This window comes from Priestia abyssalis (assembly GCF_002019595.1).
Taxonomy (GTDB): Bacteria; Bacillota; Bacilli; order Bacillales; family Bacillaceae_H; genus Bacillus_BA; species Bacillus_BA abyssalis.
Genome location: NZ_KV917369.1, coordinates 2442439 through 2460848, shown reverse-complemented (window position 1 = coordinate 2460848; position 18410 = coordinate 2442439). Strand labels below are relative to the sequence as shown.

The window sequence follows — 18410 nt, the reverse complement described above, 5'->3', positions numbered from 1 at the left end:
ACCAACAAAGAGGAGCTGTATGTACAAAGCTCCTTTTTCTTTTAATGCAGATAGTTTTTCGTATATCGGTTTCGGTAAACGAATCTTTTAAAGTCCGACTCCTTCATGTTTCCATCATAATAGTGAAACAGCAAGGATTGATACTGAGGATAATGGCTCATTACATATAAAGCAAACTCTTTTCGTTCCGCTTGCAATTTCTCGAGGAATTCTTTTTCATGAACGATATCATTAATTTGTTGTTGAACATATTCCTTTGTATCTTCCCACTTTTTCTTTCTGTTTTCCAGGATATCTCTAGCGAATACCGGCAGTTTCTCAATGACGGAATCAATATAGCCTTCCGACCACATGGCCATTTTTTCTTTTTCCGTTAATTCAATCACCATGTTCATAAGTTGAATATCATCTATTTTATCAGAACTTGCATATTTACCCGCTCTGTTCATATGATCCACACCTCGCTTTCTTCATTTTCCCCTAATCTCCAACCCTTTATGAGTTCATAGAAAACAAATGGCGACAGTTCTTCTAATGAAGAGCCTTTACTTATTTTTCATTTTTGCATGACAATCCGGTACCATCCGCCTTCTTTAACCACCGGTTTGAATTCCTTAATATTCAGTCCTGTATCAGCGGCGATATCATACAGATCTTTTTCCGTTGGGACAGGGTGAAGATTGTCAAATGCACTGAAAAAACTGTTAAATACACTTGAGAATTGCTTTCCATGCTTCGAGTTATGAATGGGAGTCATCACCGAGATACTTCCTTTTTCCCCCAGCCAACCATTGAGCTGTTGAAACAACGGTTGTCGCTCTTCTGGAGAAATATAGTGTAAAAGGTTATTAACCATGATCAAATCTGCTTGTCCATCAGGTTTCCATAACTTGGCGTCCTGGCATTCGATGGTGATATTGGTATGTGACTCACAGCGATGAGCGGCTTCTTTGGCTACTTCCTTATTCAACTCGATTCCTGTCATGCGAATGGTCGGATATTCTTGAGAAAGCCGCTGTAAATATCCGGCATGGCCGCATCCGACATCCACAATGGATTGGATGTTATGTTTTTTGATGAAACGTGAAAGTGCAGGCAGGGCGAGCTGCTCCAGAAGAGAGGATGTTTGAGCGACGAGCGTTCCATGTATTTGGTGATCGAACACCTTTTTCTCTTTCGTCTTCATCATGTCTGGATAACTTAGTAAAGTAGGAATATGAAGTTCCATCATTTCTTTTAAGATGACACCTGTGGAACGGGGATTTTTTTTACTGGAAGGCAGCATAAAGCTTTTGATCGTTTTAAAATGCCCTTTTGATGTTTGTTTAATATAACGAATGGCCATCCCGACTTCTACCCACCTTTTTAACATATCTTCCTTCAATGAACGGGCGCTCGCCACCTCTTCAATGGTTGCCGGCTTTTTAAATGCATCGTACAAATCCAATTCGTATCCCACGTACGCATGCCAACTGTATAAAAATGACATGTTTCGCTTCATCCATCCCCTTGCTTTTAACACGCGAATATATTCCTTGATCATTTCTTTTTTCCTCCTTCATGTTTCCATGGATAGTCATCTTCATTCGCAAATGTATACCGGTCCACATTTAAAGCGGTCGCCATTGTTGGCCTTGCAGGCAATAAACCAATCTGTATGAGACGATCCCACGGTGTTTCCTTCCACATGCCGAGCCCCGAGATATTTAACATTTGTTTTGTATGTAGTTTCGGGTCGACTGTCATTTGTTTCATCACTTTATGGCGCCATTTTGCAAAAGACTTCCACGGATTAGAATAAGCCATGGCGGATAGGTGACTGATTTTCAATATTTCATCTACCCTCGGTTTTCTCACTTTTTCATACCATCTTAAATGCTGCGGGGATATCTGTTGGGTGTTGTACATCCAGCAAAGCAATTCACCCAGTACATCTCCGTCTTGGATGGCAAGATTCATCCCTTCTCCGGCCATCGGGTGAACACTATGGGCAGCATCTCCCAAAATCGCGATGTTATCTTGCACATAGCGGTTGGCATGAAAATGGACCGGAATCATGAGCTGAATTTCTCTCCAATCCTTTATTTGCGTCACATAGCCTTCAAGTTCAGGCAAGAGTTCCATGTATTTCTTGTGAAAAAGAGCAATGTCTTGTTCCTTCATCTTTCTGTATTCACCGGCCGGAATTAAATAGACTGTTCGTACAAGCCTGTCCGGTAAAGGGAAAAGACCTAAAAAGGTGTCCGTTGTCGATACCATTTTACCTTGCTCCAAGGAATCTGGCCGTGGAAACGACACGGTTAGAAAATGATGGTCATAAGCATGTTCATGAAGTTTTACCCCCATTGTCTTTCTGACTTTCGAGGCTCTTCCCTCTGCACCAATGTAAAAACGAGCCTCTATTTCTTTTTCCTGCCCCTCTATAAGAACAATCGCTTTTCCCTCTTTAAATTCCTTGAACTTCGCAGGTTGTATGTAGCGGAACGACGAATAGTTTACAGCTTCATCCAGCAATACTTTTTTTAATTGTTCATGCGGAATCATGAGTGCATAATTGAATTCGCTGTTGATGACACTGTAGTTCATCATGGCCGCACCCCATTTCTCCTTTCCTTCTTCCCCTTCCCTCATCTCAATCAAGTCAATGGAATCGATTCGATGACTGATGGGTTCAATTTCATCCAGTATGTCCATGCGCTGGAAAATTTCGAGGCTCTTCGGCTGAAGCAGCTCCCCTTTATATAAATGAGTACTGCCTTTTGATTGTTCGATGATACAAACATCAATTCCGCATTTCGCCAGCTTCAAGGCAACGGTTAACCCTCCGATGCCGCCGCCGATAATTAAAATTTCCGTTTTCAAAATATCACCGCCTTTGCCATTTAGTTCCCGCGTTTGTTCCCCTTCAAACGTTACAATGCCTCAATGGATTTCTAAAAGACTCTTTGTCATTTTGAAATGTTTTTGTCGTTTTTTTTAGATGCTTGGATAATATGAAGAATTTCTGAAAGCAAACTCTTAAAGGGAGTAAGAAGGAAGCTTTTTTCTTTTCAATCGTTCATACGAGTATATATAGAGGTGAAATTAAACACTATAAATAGAAAATATGTAGAAATCCGTTATATACCGGGAGGGTTCAAATGAATCATTCAAAACACATACCACTCACTTCTTCAGAGTTAGCAACGTTATGGACGACTTATCAAGAAAAAACCATGGTCATGAGATTTTTAGAGCACTTTCTTGAGCATAACGAAAATGAGCAGCAAATTCTTCAGCTTCATTACGATCGTGCGGTCAAGGGTGTAGAATTCATCAAAAACATTTTTCATCGTGAAGGGGCAGTTGTTCCCATCGGATTCACTGAAAAGGATATAAATAAAGGAACTCCGAAATTATACGACTTTATGTTTGATATGATGTATTTGCGATTGATGTCCCAAATAGAAACGGGGCTCTTTGCTCTTTATTCCACGATGTCCTACCGTGAAGATATTAGACAGTTTTTCAAACGTGTAACAGCAGAAGCACAAGAGACGTACGATCAGTCGACTCATGTTTTATTAGAGGCAGGAATCATTGCTCGCCCTCCTTATGTCTCGATGCCAACAGAAGTTCATTTTGTTCAAGATACAAATTATTTGGATGGGTTTCGTTTATTTGGTGAGAAAAGGTCCCTCAATACCATTGAAGTTTCCCTTATTCAACATGCCATTGATACAAATCTTACGGGGATGCAATTAATGATTGGCTTTGCGCAAGTAGCAAATGAGAAGGAGGTACAAAAACACTTCGTTAAAGGGATGGAATTGTCAAAGAAGCTTGAAACTGAATTAGGCGATATATTACGGCACAGTTATATTGAGCCGCCCGCAACCCATGCTGGAAAAGCGACAAATTCAACAGTAGCTCCTTTTTCTGATAAATTGATGATGTATAATACCAGCCTATTAAGTACATTTGGCCTTGGCAGTAATGCACTTGGGGGCGCATTTAGCTTACGCAATGATTTACCGATGAAAATGGTGCAGCTTGGACAAGACATTTACAGTTTTGCGAAAGAGGGCGGAAAAATCATGATCAAAAACGGATGGCTGGAAGAACCGCCGCAAATTGAGGATCGAAACCAATTAACGAAAGGCTGATCCATGAATATCCCTTATAAAAGATGCTGCGAAAATAAAGCTTAAGCCTTGAAGGAATTCGATAATATATTTAAAGGCTATCCTAATTGTAAGGATAACCTTTTACATAGCCATTCTAATAATCATTTCATTGCTCCTGCCAAACCTTAAGAATGGACAGGAGCGATTTTGACTGTATGATAAGCGTGTTCCAAGCACGTTAGTCAAAATTTGATTGATTGACGTCTTCAATAGGTGATTGATTTTGATTAGGACTCATTTCTTCGGCAAACTCCGCATATGCACGTTTATTTGGCATCGGAACAACTCGTTGTAAATTATTTAACCCGCTATTTTTAACTGCATTTTGTATGGCATTTCCCATACCATTATTGCTGCGGTTTCTTCCTAATCCATAAGCGGCCGCACTAGCAGCGACTCCTAATAAGGAAGTCCACATCATACCTCTATTGTTTCTTCTTCTGCCAAACATGTTTAAAAGTTGACGAGTTCTTCTTTTATTAAAAAACTTTGTCATCCATCGGAAATTGTTCAACTTCCAGCACTCCTTTCAAATAAAAATGGAAGGATAGGCCCTGTTTACGCCTTCCAACTCTCTTATTTTTACTTTACTGATGTTTAATATGCCTGCCAATTTCTTATCCTTTATGATTCACCAATTTGCCCAAGGGAGCTTCTTATCATGATAAAATACCTGTACTAGTCGATAAGTGTTAAAACCCAATCCTTTAAGTCCACGATTCGTAAATGTTTTGGAGACGAATCTGTCCCGGTTACAATCATTGGTACGATCGACTCTTGTTTATGCAGCCCTCCGTGACTGGCTCCTCCCACATGGGTCGGAGAGCTTTCCCCTATAAACTCAAATCCCGGTTTTGCATTGATAACAAGATAGTTTCCTTCATGAGAAGCGAGGGAGCTTTGCAGCCGGCTTAATACATCAGGATAGGTATCATACACCATTTCATTATTTTTTAATGTAAGATCTAAAATCTCAAGATCTCCCCTTACAGACCAAGATTGCCCGTATGGATCCACATAGTCGCCGTTGGATTGAAAGATGAGTTCTCCGGCTTTTTCACCGGAAATCACATGAATCGCTTCTTTTTCCTTCCATGCAATTACATCAATCCTCTCGTCGTTTTGTAACGTTTTAGCGATGGTTGAGAGCGGCAGTTGCTTCGAGTCTAATGAATAAACAAACGTCATTCGCTCATTTATGCCAAGGACAATTTGATCATCGTCCTTTATTCCTTCTTTTAATTTCATCATGCGGTATGAACGAAGCAACTGCTTTAAATCGATTAATGCCTTTTTTCGAACGGTATCAATGGGTGCCTGTCCGCTGTCGCCCATCACAATCCAATGATTGTCTTGTAACGCTTCATCCCAAGAACCGTATGCATTAAGTATCTTTTGAAGTTGCCTGTCCACCTCTTTAATCCCCTTTGTATTTTGTGGTCCTTTTCGATGAACACTGTGATCCAGATCGGGAAAATAAACAAGTGTAAAATCGGGAAGCTTGTTATTTTGAATAAGATAGATTAATTCCCGAGCAGAAAACTTATCATTAAAGCCATACTTTTGCCAAAAATGGTTATTACGCTTTGATGGGTTAAGCCTATACAAGGCTCCATAGCTAAACAGTTTGGGCCCGTATATTGTCGGATTATGATCGAGCGATGTGAAATGTGTTAATAATTTGGGCAGTTTTAAATAATGTTGGGTCCTTCCACGATAAACGTATGCATTAATCGAAGCGGACGTTTTTCCGTTCTCAGCCAGTTCTTCATGAATGGTCTTAATATCTTTGCTTAAATGATCATCGTTTAAATGATAAAGGATATCTTTCATCCATTTTATAAAACCTGTCTTTCTTAGTTCCTTAATGTGGGTGCCGTAATTAATAAGACGTTTTTCTTTCTCGCTAAACCATACTAGTCCAGGGAGCTTGTGAATATCCGAATACGTACCGGTCAGGAGGGTGCTGTCGATTGTGACGGACATCGTAGGAAAGGAACTTACGACATTGGGAAAATGCTTTCCGTGTTCCATAAAAAAACGAAGTGCAGGAGCCTTTCCCGTTTTTACAGCCTCTTGTAAAGGCGCATTCATTAAGGAGTCCACAACAAGCATAATGACACGTTTCTTTTTGGCGTTTGTTCCCATGTTTTATCCATCCTTTTTAGTTGTTTATTTAAATAGAATTTGTTATTTTTTGTTAAAATAATCTCAAATTCCTTTTGATTCTTGTCAGCTCTAAATCAAACGACGCTCATAGAACAGGTGTTGCTTACGAAATGCTCCAAAAAAAAAGCGCTCAAACACTTTGAAGTCGTTGTGTTTGAACGCTTTTCTCTTTTTTTATTATTATGTAGCACAAAAATTCAGGTCTCCTCATTAAGCAAACAAGTGAAAGCCTTTTAAGCAATTGATATCTACTTTTTCTCACATTTCATTTTTTCTGCTAATTCTTCTTCAGGCATTACAATGTATCGTTTTCCTGTACGAATTCCGCATTCTTCCGCTTTGCGGATCGCTTCTTCAAACGTTTCCCCGTATGCTACAATCAAGTTTCGCTGTTTTTCAATTTGACAAACGGCATATCTATTCATGTGCTGTTTCCCCTTTCTATTTGCGGTACATTTAGTTTGCTATTGTCCATTCATGTATTCTCATCCTCTCATATTGAACAATGCAGAAAGAAAAATCAATACATTCTCTTCTGATTATCAGGTTTTATTTACAAAAACAGATAATTAAAATTGAATATTCAAAAAATATTGACATTTATCTATTTTTGTCATGTAATGAATATAATCATAAAGGTACGAGGAGGAAGAAGATGGGGGAACTTAAAGGTAAAGTGGTGATTGTGACAGGTGGAGGAAGCGGACTCGGAAAGGAAACGGCTCTTGCTTTTGCAAAAGAAGGAGCCAATGTGATTATATGCGGACGTCGGTTTGCAAAATTGGAGGCGGTTGAGCGTTTGATTTCAAACACGGCTCACGGCACAATTCTTCCTATTCGTGCGGATGTTTCCATCGAATCGGATGTCAAAATGCTCGTTCAAGCCGCAAATGCCAAATTTGGCCGGATTGATTTACTCATTAATAATGCCGCTGTGTTTGAACAATACGATGTAGCGGATATGTCTTTGGACTCGTGGGAATATCAAATGAACAACAATGTGACAAGTGCTTTTTTGATGATGCGGGAATGTTTGTCCATCATGAAGAAACAACGCTCAGGGAAAATCATTAATATTACATCCGGATTAACGAAAGAAGGGGCAGCCGGTTTTGGCGCCTATTGCGCCAGCAAAGCAGCCCTGGAAGCTTTAACCTATTCGTTAGATGATGAGGAACATAGGCATGGGATTACAGCGTATGTATTTAACCCCGGTTTTATGAAAACGGAATTACAGGCATTGGGAGAAGAACCCGCTGCGGTTGCGCCCTACTTAATTCGCCTGGCAACAGGTACGAACTATCCAGAAAAGAGGGTCATTCAAATCAGCGATCTAGTGGCGCACTAGACTCGTCCCTTTCTGATGATGTTTCTTTAAGTTCAAAAAATGACCTTCTTTATGCAAAGTGGGCCGTCAATCTTTTATAGATTGGCGGCCCGTTTCCTTTTCCCTATTGACTCATCCATTGATTTAATGACTTAAATTGTTGTTTCGCATCATGATAGCCAAGTTCATATAAATTCGTTAATCTTTGCTGGTTTCGTTCGATTCCGCTCATCGGCATCTCAGCACTTGGCTGGATAATGAACACATTCCCTTTTTGTTCTTCTGACAGCACATATGATAATGTGTCGTTATAAATTTCATTATGATTTTCCAGTATAGGAGCTAAGCTGGAATTTCTTCGATATAACCATTTCGTGATCGGTGACAGTCTGCTTTGCCGTTTTTGATAGCCCTTAGGTTTCGTCATAATGATCACATTTTTCAAAAAAGCATCCTGCTGCGCTTTTTTGAGGGGAATCGGGTCGGAAATTCCTCCATCAAGCAGCCTTTTCCCCCCATATTCAACAGCGGGAGCGATAAAAGGAACGGAACTGGAGGCACGAATGATTTTCAAAATATCCTTTCCGTGTTCATGCTTATTATAATAAACGGCTTCCCCTGTTTCGCAATCGGTTGTGCCGATGATAAATTGTTCCTTGCCGTTCCATAGTGTTTCAAAATCAAATGGAACAATTTTATTGGGAATTTCATCAAATAAAAAATCCATTCCGAATAACTCACGTTTACGAATGAAATTTCGAAACGATAAATAGCGGGGATCACTCGTAAGACCGATGTTCACCTTTTTATTTCTTCCTTTTTGGCGGGATAAATAAGAAGCTGCCATGCACGCCCCTGCGGAAACCCCGATCACATAAGGGAAAAAGATATCCTTTTCCATAAAAAACTCCAGTACACCAGCAGTATAAAGGCCTTTCATGCCCCCGCCTTCCAACACTAATCCAATATTATCCACTAAAAAATCCCTCTTTATCATTCTTTGAAGATTTTGACAATGTTACCATAATCAAACTATTTATTTAAACGCTTCAAGACGAGCTGTTCCCACCGCTCCCAGGAAAGTAAACTTTTTAAAGCGATAGACAATTTTACTCCTTTTCCGATTGGATAACGAAAAGATGGATGTTGCTGCTCCGCGATATCCGCAAGCTTTTTTGCCACCTCTTCCGGTTCTCCATAGGCATCTTGCCCTCTCTTCAGATAGGTTTCGATATTCGTCATATATGTATAATAAGGAGAAGCTGGATCTAAAGAAGCTTTCGCTATTTGTTTTCCCGTTGACCAGATGTTGGTCCTATATGACCCCGGTTCGACCAATACGACATGGATTCCAAATGGTTGAACCTCTAAACGAAGACTTTCACTCCACCCCTCCAGCGCATGCTTGGATGCAGCATAAGGAGATAGGCCCGGAAATCCTATTCGGCCGCTGATGCTGCTCATGTTGATAATGGTGCCGCTCCCCTGTTTTCTCATGATGGGTAGCACCACCTTTGTGACGGCAATGGCTCCGAATACATTGGTCTCGAATTGCTGGCGGTAAGCATCAAGGGAGACTTCTTCGGCAAAACCGCCGGCAGCATAACCGGCATTGTTGATCAATACATCCACCTTCTCTATTTCGTTCAACCGTTGTTCCAATGATTGAATGGAAGCTTCATCTGTCACATCCAACTGAAAAATTTCTATATTTTCCTGTATGCCAAGCGCTGCCGCTTGCTTTTGGAGCGGCAATCCTTTTGCTTCATTTCTCATTGTCGCTATCACATAAAATCCTCGTTTGGTCAGCTCCAAAGAAGCCAGCATTCCAAATCCGCTGGAAGCTCCCGTGATGACGGCTGTTCCTTTTGACATCTTCTCGCCCCTTATTTTCAATATGCTAAGCGTTGTTCTCCTTGCATTTTATCTTAATCTTTCATTTTTCGAAACCCGCTGCAACGAATTTTCTGCTTTTATCCCGCATTCACTGGCAGTAGATTCCCATTGATGGGAGTTTCCTTTATCTAATCTCCTAAAAATTCTATACGAAAATATACAGGGATAAAGTCTTAATTCCAGCATTTTCTCTTTTAAACAACCATTAACATTGTATAATGAAAGAAAGATGGCAAGAAAGGGAGATGTTGGTAAGTGATACAGATTGTCATTATTGTTGTGCTTGCGATTGCTTTAGCAGGTACTGGTTATATCATTTATCGCCAAGCGAAAACGCTCGGATTACAGAAGCAAGTGATGCTTCAACGTCATGAACTGGAAATCGCGGCAGCTGTCGAAGAGTTTGAAGAAAAACAAGCAGCTATTGAAGAACACCATCAACATGAATTATGGAACTTACAAGAACATCATGCCCATGAAAAATCAATCTTGAACGAATCAATTCACCAATTAAACGAATACATATACGAGCTTCAATCCTATTCACGAAACATCGGAGAAGTAAAAACCCATCAGCTTTTACATGAAATCAAAAAACGTTGGATGGAACAAGAAATCCTCACCGATTCAACCATGCTGATTGTTCCGAACGTTTTCATCCCTTTTTCTTCCGAATATGGAATGAAGACCCGAAAAATTGATCATATCGTACTGCTGCCAACAGGCATTTATATTGTCCAGACAAAATATTGGAAAGGAAAAATTGTCCACGGGCTAACGAAAAAAAATGCCGGGAAGTTTTCTTTTTTGTTAGATCTGATTAATGCGAAGTCTTACGTGGAAGCGAGCGAGCAAACTTTTTCATTCGTCTCCCAGCATTCAACTGATGAAGATGACAGCTTCACACCTGTCATTCAAGTGAAAGCACACGGAGAGCTGACGAAACAAATTAACAAGACGACAGAGATTTTATTCGAGTTTTTGAACAACAAAGTGGAAACAACCCTCGATTTCATTACACCGGTTTTATATTTTGGCTATCAGCATAACGACTACAAAACCAATGGTGTGATGGATCTATCGGAAAATGAGCAAGTCATTCGGCTTTCAAGCGACAAAGAGCTGTCAACATTCTTGGAGGAAGAACGTCAAAAACCTGTTATATACAGTGAACGTGACTTACAAGAAATTCAATTTATCCTGGAGCATATCGACTATGCCGCCGCTTCCCTCCCTCTCTACAATCGAACAGTAGTCGATAAGAATCTTCAATAAAGAGGTTGACTCAAAAGGTCTAAGAGAAGACCGTTTGAGTCAACCTCCTGAAAGGACCCTTGATGAGAATACAGGAAAATCAAGGATTTAGTGACGGGTCCTTTCATTAAAAAATTATTTTCGTGGCCTATTTATGATATGGGACAACCACATTCATTTATGTAGATATCCTCCTTTTTTCTGTCGATAGATGACAAGTTGAAAAATATATGATCGCTAGATTCCTGTCCAATCAAATGAACCGATTCAGGCATGTTATATAGTAAAAAAACGAAAGCGAGGATTAGCGTGCTTGCAGATCAAATCATTTCGACAGGATTAGAATATTTAGGAACCCCTTATGTATTTAATTCTCCTTCTTACCAGACAGATACATTCGATTGCAGCTCCTTTATACAGTATATTTTTGGAGTAAATGGCATTCCTCTTCCCAGAACCTCTCGTGAACAAGCCAAGGCGGGAATCCGGATTTCTTTCGATCAGATTCAGAAAGGAGATTTGCTTTTTTTCACAACGAAAACGCGAAAAAATGGTAAAAGTCTCTCTAAAATTGGACATGTAGGTCTTTATATAGGAAACGGCCAAATGCTTCATACGTATCGGCAAGGTAAAAAAGTAAGGATCTCCGAATTAAACTCGTATTGGAAGACAGCATTCGTTGCAGCTAAAAGAGTGCTATCATAGATAGACTTTTAGAAGAAGGCTTTGTTAAAGAGCAATGTTGATTTTAGCTTGATTAGCTTATAGATTTCTAACAGTCAACACGAGACTTTAACAAAGCTGTATTAAAAGAAATGAACATCTTTCCATTTAAATCCTTTCATCATACTGTCATTTCGGACTTTCGCTATTTTACTCCTTCTGGCTGTTTGGCATTGCTGGGCCGTAATGATCGGATGAACCAAAGGGGATATAGGAAACATCAAGTTATTCCGATCATTATTATGGGCGGTATCCCTTCTTCTTGTGGAGGGATGAATATAAGGACCAGATGGATCGTCGTGAGTGAACGCATTTTGTGCCGTATTGTAACGTTTGAATAAAATGTGACCAAATTCGTGTGCAAGTGTATAACGGCCAGCAGCTCCGTCAGTCAATAAAATACGTCCAAACAACTCATAATCTGCACCGCTGTTAAAATAGACCAATTCTGTTCCGCCAACTCCCACTACCCTTTTACCTCTGCCTTCAGCTAAAGAATCCCCGCTTATATAAAGGACGTATATCGCTGTTTTATGACCGGCCGCTTTTCGCGCAGCCTTGATTAAAGAATCAATTTTCTCGTTTTTAAAAACATGTTTCGACGGAATGGTATGAGCATGTACGATTAGATTCTTTTTACTAAAATAGATCTCTTTTAGAACGAATTTTATACAACCTTTCCATGCCTCATTAGCACGACTGATATCTTGTTTTACTCTGCTGATATTTATGTTGGGATGGGCACCATTGACAAAAAAAACATACACATCAACTGTATAGGCTGCCACTTCTTATAACCCCTTTGCATTTCCTTAAATTTGCTGTTGATACAGTTTATTAATAAGCAAGACAGGCTGTGTAGGCATAAGCAATAGATTTAAAAAGAAATCCATTTGAATGAATTTGAAAATACAAGAAACCTATTGTTAAAAACATTCGTTTAATCTATATATCGGCTGTTAAAAAAAGGTTTGTTTTTTATATAATTGGAAAATACTACATAAAAAAAGAAAAAGGTGTGATACATATGCTATTTTTAAGCTGGGATACAGTGTATAACGATAAAAAGCGTTTAATCAAACTATTTGAAAAAGAGTATGGAATTGAATCCATCGAGATGTATTCAGAAGAAACACAACCGGATTTGCATTATATCGGCTATCGTTTTAAAAAAGATGGAAAACAAGTTGTAGTGAAAATCCCGCTTGTAAAAGATCAGGCAGACCGCTTTGCAGCCCAGCAAAACCGCTGGGAGATGCTCATTGATGAAAAAAAGAAAGGAACTTATAAAAATATTCGGGAGGCCTTTCATGTGCTGCAGCACGATGAACATGTCGGTTAGTCTTCGAATGGGGATTTTAATCGTTTATTCATGATATGATGTAAAAAAATCCCCTTAGATAGGAGGTTTCGGCAATGAAGATGTTATATGCGGGGGTGACGGTGATGCTGCTTGCCGGATGCTCACTTTCAAGCGCCCCCCCTTCCCATGAACAAGAACCGGCCCAAGAAACATCCAGCGTCATGACAATAGAACCTCAAACATGGCTGGAGAATCTCGATATCCCTTGGTCCATGACGAAAACAGGCAACATGATGTATATCAGTGAAAGAAAAGGGAATGTCGTTAAATTCGACGAAGCAGAACAAACGATAGAGAGGCAAAATCTATCGCTTACGAAAAAGCTTCATCTTGAAGGCGAAGGCGGATTTTTAGGTTTCGTTCTCTCGCCGGATTTCCCTGAAAAGCCACATGCCTATGCTTATTATACATTCAAGGAAAACGGAACGATTTATAACCGTGTCATTCGAATGGAGCAAACGGGGAGTCGATGGGTGGAAAAAAATGTTCTTCTCGATCGCATTCCAGGAGCAAAGTTTCATAACGGCGGCCGTTTGAAAATCGGACCGGACGGCATGCTCTATGTCACAACTGGCGATGCCCTCTCACCTGAAATTGCTCAAGATCACAAAAGCCTGGGCGGGAAAATTTTAAGGATGACTCAAGAAGGTTTGATTCCAAAAGATAATCCTTTTTCGAATTCGTATGTATACTCGTATGGACATCGGAACCCCCAGGGTCTCGCTTGGGATGAAAAAGGAACATTATACAGCTCGGAACATGGGCAAAGTGCTCACGATGAAATCAACCGTATTCAACCCGGACAAAATTATGGGTGGCCGGTCATTCAAGGTGATGAACAAGCAAAAGGAATGGTGACTCCATTGTTTCAGTCTGGCACAGATACATGGGCCCCTTCCGGCATCAGCTATCATCAAGGCAAGTTATATGCAGCTGCACTTGCAGGTTCTCGTATCCTTGCTTTCGACCTTGAAAAAAGGAAAGTGTCCACTATTTTTGATAACGGCGGCCGCATGAGAGACACGTTGATTGAAAACGACGATCTATATTTCATCAGCAATAACCGGGACGGCCGGGGATTCCCCGCTGAGAATGATGATCGGCTCTATGGCTTATCTCTCAAAGAATGATAGAGGTTGCATCGTGTTTTTGATTAGAAAAGCTTGTTTGAATTGTGAAACTGATGTCTACATTCTTTCAAAAGGAAGATCAAATTTAGTTTTATATAAAATGGAGCATCACATAAAAACCTCGTGTTTACTGGATTTTCATGATGCTCCATTTTATAAGTTGTCATTCCAATGGAGTGTTTTACCCATTGGAATGACAACTTAATATTCTATTTCTTCATAGTCTTTTGGCTGCGGGGTTGGTTGCTCGGTTTGCTCGTCCGTAACGTTCTGATAAACGGACGTCTTTTCATCGGTTGAAGCAGCGTTCATTTTTGGCTTCTGTTGAGTCGTCTCTTTTTTCATTTAATCGGCCTCCTTGTCGTTGTCTCCCTCATAATATGCACTTTTTGCCTAGTCATCATTCTTTTTATAATCCAATCTTAATCCAAAGCTTTCCCTTTTTGATCTCAACATGTTGAATATGTCCAATAGGAACTGTTCTCACTTGGTCAATCTCATTTAGGTCTAAAATCATATTTCGGTTTTGATAACTCATGAAAGGCGAGTGATTCAGAGCCTTATTTTTAATCCACTCTTGATTGAAAGGCTTCATATGGATAACTTCAAAGAAGAGCGTTCGCTTTTCTGCCTTCACCGGTCTGACATCCAATTCAAAAGGAATCGCCAGCCAAAATTTCTTAATGGTTCCCTCAAATCGAATAGCATCTTCCTGAAACGAAACGCTCAGCGTATGCAAGTGGTCTTGTTCATGCACTTGTTTTTGCAAAACGCGCATCAGCATATCTGCCGTTAATGGGATGGATATGCCTTTGTCCGCTAACTTTTCCTTTGCTTTTGCCAGAGAGTGACAATCGACTACACTCCTATATTAATAGTCTCCTAATCCCATATGCTGATATTTTCCTTTCATGATTTCAAACACGCCGTATAACGTAAGACCGAAAGCTTTCAATCCAAGTAACCATTGTCCAAAGGGCTGCTGCGCCAACTTGGATAATGCTTCGTCCAATCCAATGGTCTTATTCGGATCAAACGTGATGGCGGTTTAAAGGAGAAAATAACCTATCATGCATAAATTTCCCGCTTCAGTCCTCGTCCAAACCTGCTTGAAAGGAAAAAGGAAGACCCAATAATTGGATCTTCCTCGAAGTTTTAGTACAGCGGATCATTTTCCCGAATCAAATATAAGCAAATGGCATAGGCAATCCCGCCTGTCAAAAATGACAAAACCGTGTATAGGACGGCTTTCTCCGTAAAGCGCTGAAACAGCCAATAGGTAATGCAAATGCTGAAAACAAAAAGAGCGATACTGGCTACAATGTTGACGATAGGAATAAGGTTTAAAATGATGGCTGCCGCATAGGCAATCAAAAGCTTTACTCCCCCGTTTCCACCAAGTTTAGCAGAAACCAGTTCGCCGTATAAATATATGTTCAAAATGGGAATAAAGGCAAACCAGCCATTTTCAATCCCGGCATTCTTCGCCAGTTTCATGATGGAATAAGAAGATACCACATAAATGATCAGTCCGATAATTACGAAAAATAAAGAGAAAATTCCTAATGCCGCAACCAGTGCATAAGCGGTTTGATCATCCATATTTTCATAAGTCACCATCTTCTCGCTTCACTCCTCTTAGATGCTATGGTCTTTATATGATTATTTCTCTACATCGCTTCTCATGACCATAAAATGCAAAAGGAGGTAAAAACTCAATAAAATATCTCTTCATCTTCTGAGACGGCTATACGGCTTATGAGTAAGGCTGAACAAACATTCCGTCCTCTTCAAGCCATTCTGCCAAAAACACTTCATGATATTCTTTTACTCCTTTAGCGGTAAGCTGGCCGTGTAACCATGGCTCATCGAACCCCAAATCGTTTATCTCATCCCACAACACTTCTCCGTCTCTAATGATGGTTACAGGAGGATGGACTGCTTTACTTGGCAAGTTAAAATCCTCCTGGGTCGTTTTTTGATATTTCGTCTTTTTAAGGATGCTGAGTGAGCCATTAGCTTCTAAATAGCAGTAAGCAACTTCTCTGACGGAAAAGGTTTCACTTTGTCTCAACAGGCTTTGAAGCTGGTTGAGAGTCATTCGATTTTCTTTGAGCGCTTCCCTGTTGACTACCCCATTTTTAATGAGGGCAGAGGGCTTGCCTTCAAAAATGCCGCGAAAGAATAAATATTTTTGTCCGAGATACTCAACAAGAAAAAGTAACAGCCCCCACACCGTCATAGAATAGAGGATATAAAATACGCCAATTTCATGATCATATAAGGCATTTCCCAACAATTCACCCAATACGACAGCTGAAATAAAAGTAAACGGGGTAATTTGATTAATGACTTTCTTTCCAACAAATTTGATTAATAGAAAAAGATAGAGAAATCCTATTAGAAGCTCGATGGTTAAATAGATGATTTTCATCCGTTATATACTCCGTTCTACATGAATATAGGAATCGTTATTCTATTTATTGACGAGCCTCTTGGATTTTATTACCTTTGAAGCTTCTAATTACCTGTAAATTTTACTCATCCCACTCAAACCATTGCTTTTCATGGTGACATTGGCGGGGAGGATGCTGGGAATGGCAAGGGTCACACTTTTTAGGGCAGCAACAGCAGACACAACAACAGCAACGATCTACACAACAGGAATGATGATCGATAAAAATGATGGTTGGTTCACATTTACAAGGGTATTTATGACATTTGCGGCATTTATGATGCTTATGCTTACGTTTATGATGTTTGTCTTTACAATCATCATATCCCCCAATAATGATTTGTCCGCGGCACTTTATCCGGCAATACTCTTTCATTTTATTGCAGCACTCATCACACATTCTTTTTTCACCTCGCATGAAAGTTGTCTTATAGTATCTTATGGTTGATTTGGCAGATGGTTAGAAAAGAAGAGTGCTGTCAATTAAAATGAGTAAAAAGCGGAAAAATCCGCTCATTTTCTTATAAAACATAAAAAAACGAGAGACATCGTAAATATATAGTAACATCTATACCAGAATACAACTGAGCCATGATATTACTGGTTTAAGGTTTTCGTATATGTACCAAAACATATACGAAATCTTATTAATAAAAGGCTTTGTTGAACAATAGTATTGATTTTTTATCAAATAAAAAAGCCGGTTTTTATACCGGCTTTTTAACTTCCTTCTTCAATGCACCCGTTCAACAAAGAATAACCTTTATTTACATTTTTGTAGATTTTTCTTCATAAGAGATGCCACTTGTAGATTATCTTGATTAGTAGTATTTTCTAGACGCTTAATAATTAATTCTTGACGTTCCACAGGGTGATTTTGGCTTAATTTAGCTTTCGCTTCAATTTTTGTGATTTTTATTTTAAATGCTACAATCCCTTTATTCATTCCTTCGAAAAATCTGGAATCTACATCCTTTAAATTGTATGAGCTATCTGGACTTTCATATTTGTTTACCATGTCATTTAAGGAATCGAATATGACTTTTTGATCTTCGACAATCTCCATCTTTCCATATAAATGGATAGACACATAATTCCAAGTAGGGACTGCCATCGTTGTTTCATACCAAGACGGAGATATATAACAGTGGGGACCTTGGAAAACCACAAGGACTTGCTGGGTTTCCATATCCTTCCACTGTTCGTTCGGGCGAGCAAAATGACCATATAAAGCACTTTCACCTTTATTTAATATGAGTGGAAGGTGGGTTGCGTAAGGTTCTCCATTGTGCTGAGAAAATAAAGTGGCAAAGCTGTACTTTTCGATAAAATCATAAATTACTTCTTCATTATCAATTTTAAAATGTTTAGGTATATACATAATAATCCACCTTTCAAAAAAATTATATGAGTGTTTTGGTCATGATAAAGTCCATTTGTTCTTCATCACCCATATAAAAAGAGTGGGCTCCAGTTTGAACAAACCCCATTTTCTTATAAAAAGCAATAGCATTTTCATTTTTTTCCCATACGCCTAGCCAGATTTTCTTTTTATTACGTTCCATTGCAATTTCCATAGCTTTATTTAGCAGATATTTACCAAGCCCATGTTTTTGAAATTTGTTCTTTATATAAACCCTCTCGATTTCAAGTGATTCATCACCCATTTCTTCAGACTGAGCATCATTGGTATTGACCTTTAAATATCCAGCGACTTCATTATTAAAATAAACAAAAAAGAATTGCGAAGAAATATTGGATAATTCTTTTTCTAATTGTTTTAAGCTAAATGCCCGTTCCAAATAGGCATTCATATTTTCGGGTGAATTCTGATGCTTAAATGTCTCATTAAATGTTTCATAACTAATCTCTTGAAGTTTGTATAAATCGTCAAGGGTACACTTTTTTATGGTTATAGTCATTTCAA

The 18410-nt window shown here is 39.3% G+C and carries 23 protein-coding genes; 7 read left to right on the top strand and 16 right to left on the bottom strand.

The window, feature by feature from the left end; genetic code table 11:
• Window positions 1-41: 41 nt before the first annotated feature.
• From BK575_RS11535 to BK575_RS11525, 3 genes are all read right to left on the bottom strand, one after another.
• Window positions 42-449: a hypothetical protein gene (locus BK575_RS11535; RefSeq protein WP_078410499.1), complete on the bottom strand. Its 408-nt coding sequence runs from the start codon at window positions 447-449 to the stop codon at window positions 42-44.
• A gap of 107 nt (window positions 450-556) precedes the next feature.
• Window positions 557-1543: a class I SAM-dependent methyltransferase gene (locus BK575_RS11530; RefSeq protein WP_078410498.1), complete on the bottom strand. Its 987-nt coding sequence runs from the start codon at window positions 1541-1543 to the stop codon at window positions 557-559.
• A complete protein-coding gene (locus tag BK575_RS11525) occupies window positions 1540-2862 on the bottom strand; it encodes an FAD-dependent oxidoreductase (protein WP_078410497.1) in 1323 nt (440 codons plus the stop codon). The genes BK575_RS11530 and BK575_RS11525 overlap by 4 nt, the downstream gene beginning before the upstream one ends.
• Window positions 2863-3140: 278 nt before the next feature.
• Here BK575_RS11525 and BK575_RS11520 point away from each other — a divergent pair, with 278 nt between their 5' ends.
• Window positions 3141-4145, top strand: a complete 1005-nt coding sequence (locus BK575_RS11520) for a DUF3231 family protein (RefSeq protein WP_078410496.1) — start codon at window positions 3141-3143, stop codon at window positions 4143-4145.
• Window positions 4146-4344: 199 nt separating this feature from the next.
• Here BK575_RS11520 and BK575_RS11515 read toward each other — a convergent pair whose 3' ends face one another.
• The 3 genes from BK575_RS11515 to BK575_RS28040 form a co-directional block, all read right to left on the bottom strand.
• The gene (locus BK575_RS11515; RefSeq protein ID WP_078410495.1) at window positions 4345-4680 is read right to left on the bottom strand and encodes a hypothetical protein; all 336 of its coding nucleotides are present in this window, start codon (window positions 4678-4680) and stop codon (window positions 4345-4347) included.
• Between the two features lie 164 nt (window positions 4681-4844).
• Window positions 4845-6314, bottom strand: coding sequence for an alkaline phosphatase family protein (locus BK575_RS11510; RefSeq protein ID WP_078410494.1), 1470 nt, complete (start codon window positions 6312-6314; stop codon window positions 4845-4847).
• 269 nt (window positions 6315-6583) lie between these two features.
• Window positions 6584-6760: a DUF3933 family protein gene (locus BK575_RS28040; RefSeq protein WP_139368019.1), complete on the bottom strand. Its 177-nt coding sequence runs from the start codon at window positions 6758-6760 to the stop codon at window positions 6584-6586.
• A gap of 230 nt (window positions 6761-6990) precedes the next feature.
• Here BK575_RS28040 and BK575_RS11505 point away from each other — a divergent pair, with 230 nt between their 5' ends.
• Window positions 6991-7683, top strand: coding sequence for an SDR family NAD(P)-dependent oxidoreductase (locus BK575_RS11505; RefSeq protein WP_078410493.1), 693 nt, complete (start codon window positions 6991-6993; stop codon window positions 7681-7683).
• 103 nt (window positions 7684-7786) lie between these two features.
• Here BK575_RS11505 and BK575_RS11500 read toward each other — a convergent pair whose 3' ends face one another.
• A complete protein-coding gene (locus BK575_RS11500; RefSeq protein ID WP_078410492.1) occupies window positions 7787-8638 on the bottom strand; it encodes a patatin-like phospholipase family protein in 852 nt (283 codons plus the stop codon).
• A gap of 56 nt (window positions 8639-8694) precedes the next feature.
• Window positions 8695-9537, bottom strand: a complete 843-nt coding sequence (locus tag BK575_RS11495) for an oxidoreductase (RefSeq protein ID WP_078410491.1) — start codon at window positions 9535-9537, stop codon at window positions 8695-8697.
• A 276-nt stretch (window positions 9538-9813) separates the two neighbouring features.
• Between BK575_RS11495 and BK575_RS11490 the strand changes: the two genes are divergently transcribed.
• Together BK575_RS11490 and BK575_RS11485 are read left to right on the top strand one after the other, a co-directional pair.
• The gene (locus BK575_RS11490; RefSeq protein WP_078410490.1) at window positions 9814-10833 is read left to right on the top strand and encodes a nuclease-related domain-containing protein; all 1020 of its coding nucleotides are present in this window, start codon (window positions 9814-9816) and stop codon (window positions 10831-10833) included.
• 288 nt (window positions 10834-11121) lie between these two features.
• The gene (locus BK575_RS11485; RefSeq protein ID WP_169907750.1) at window positions 11122-11517 is read left to right on the top strand and encodes a C40 family peptidase; all 396 of its coding nucleotides are present in this window, start codon (window positions 11122-11124) and stop codon (window positions 11515-11517) included.
• 101 nt (window positions 11518-11618) lie between these two features.
• Here BK575_RS11485 and BK575_RS11480 read toward each other — a convergent pair whose 3' ends face one another.
• A complete protein-coding gene (locus tag BK575_RS11480; protein ID WP_078410488.1) occupies window positions 11619-12323 on the bottom strand; it encodes a hypothetical protein in 705 nt (234 codons plus the stop codon).
• A gap of 239 nt (window positions 12324-12562) precedes the next feature.
• Between BK575_RS11480 and BK575_RS11475 the strand changes: the two genes are divergently transcribed.
• Window positions 12563-12877: a DUF5634 family protein gene (locus BK575_RS11475; protein WP_078410487.1), complete on the top strand. Its 315-nt coding sequence runs from the start codon at window positions 12563-12565 to the stop codon at window positions 12875-12877.
• A gap of 74 nt (window positions 12878-12951) precedes the next feature.
• Entirely contained in the window at window positions 12952-14028 is a 1077-nt protein-coding gene (locus BK575_RS11470; protein ID WP_078410486.1) for a PQQ-dependent sugar dehydrogenase, read from the top strand.
• A gap of 201 nt (window positions 14029-14229) precedes the next feature.
• Here the strand turns inward: BK575_RS11470 and BK575_RS28565 are convergent, their stop codons facing one another.
• The 5 genes from BK575_RS28565 to BK575_RS11450 form a co-directional block, all read right to left on the bottom strand.
• Window positions 14230-14373, bottom strand: coding sequence for a hypothetical protein (locus tag BK575_RS28565; protein WP_169907748.1), 144 nt, complete (start codon window positions 14371-14373; stop codon window positions 14230-14232).
• A gap of 64 nt (window positions 14374-14437) precedes the next feature.
• Window positions 14438-14806 carry a hypothetical protein gene (locus tag BK575_RS11465; RefSeq protein WP_078410485.1) on the bottom strand — a complete coding sequence of 123 codons (369 nt, stop codon included), beginning with the start codon at window positions 14804-14806 and terminating at the stop codon, window positions 14438-14440.
• Window positions 14807-14899: 93 nt separating this feature from the next.
• Complete coding sequence (locus BK575_RS11460) at window positions 14900-15070, bottom strand: DUF1206 domain-containing protein (RefSeq protein WP_407984373.1); 171 nt, start codon at window positions 15068-15070, stop codon at window positions 14900-14902.
• Between the two features lie 113 nt (window positions 15071-15183).
• Window positions 15184-15648, bottom strand: a complete 465-nt coding sequence (locus tag BK575_RS11455) for a hypothetical protein (RefSeq protein WP_078410484.1) — start codon at window positions 15646-15648, stop codon at window positions 15184-15186.
• 136 nt (window positions 15649-15784) lie between these two features.
• Complete coding sequence (locus BK575_RS11450; RefSeq protein WP_078410483.1) at window positions 15785-16462, bottom strand: DUF421 domain-containing protein; 678 nt, start codon at window positions 16460-16462, stop codon at window positions 15785-15787.
• A 163-nt stretch (window positions 16463-16625) separates the two neighbouring features.
• Between BK575_RS11450 and BK575_RS11445 the strand changes: the two genes are divergently transcribed.
• Entirely contained in the window at window positions 16626-16931 is a 306-nt protein-coding gene (locus tag BK575_RS11445; protein WP_078410482.1) for a hypothetical protein, read from the top strand.
• 315 nt (window positions 16932-17246) lie between these two features.
• Here BK575_RS11445 and BK575_RS11440 read toward each other — a convergent pair whose 3' ends face one another.
• Together BK575_RS11440 and BK575_RS11435 are read right to left on the bottom strand one after the other, a co-directional pair.
• Window positions 17247-17864 (bottom strand): FMN-binding negative transcriptional regulator, encoded by a 618-nt coding sequence (locus tag BK575_RS11440; RefSeq protein WP_078410481.1) that lies wholly within the window; start codon window positions 17862-17864, stop codon window positions 17247-17249.
• A 22-nt stretch (window positions 17865-17886) separates the two neighbouring features.
• The gene (locus BK575_RS11435) at window positions 17887-18405 is read right to left on the bottom strand and encodes a spermidine/spermine N(1)-acetyltransferase (protein ID WP_078410480.1); all 519 of its coding nucleotides are present in this window, start codon (window positions 18403-18405) and stop codon (window positions 17887-17889) included.
• Window positions 18406-18410 lie beyond the last annotated feature (5 nt).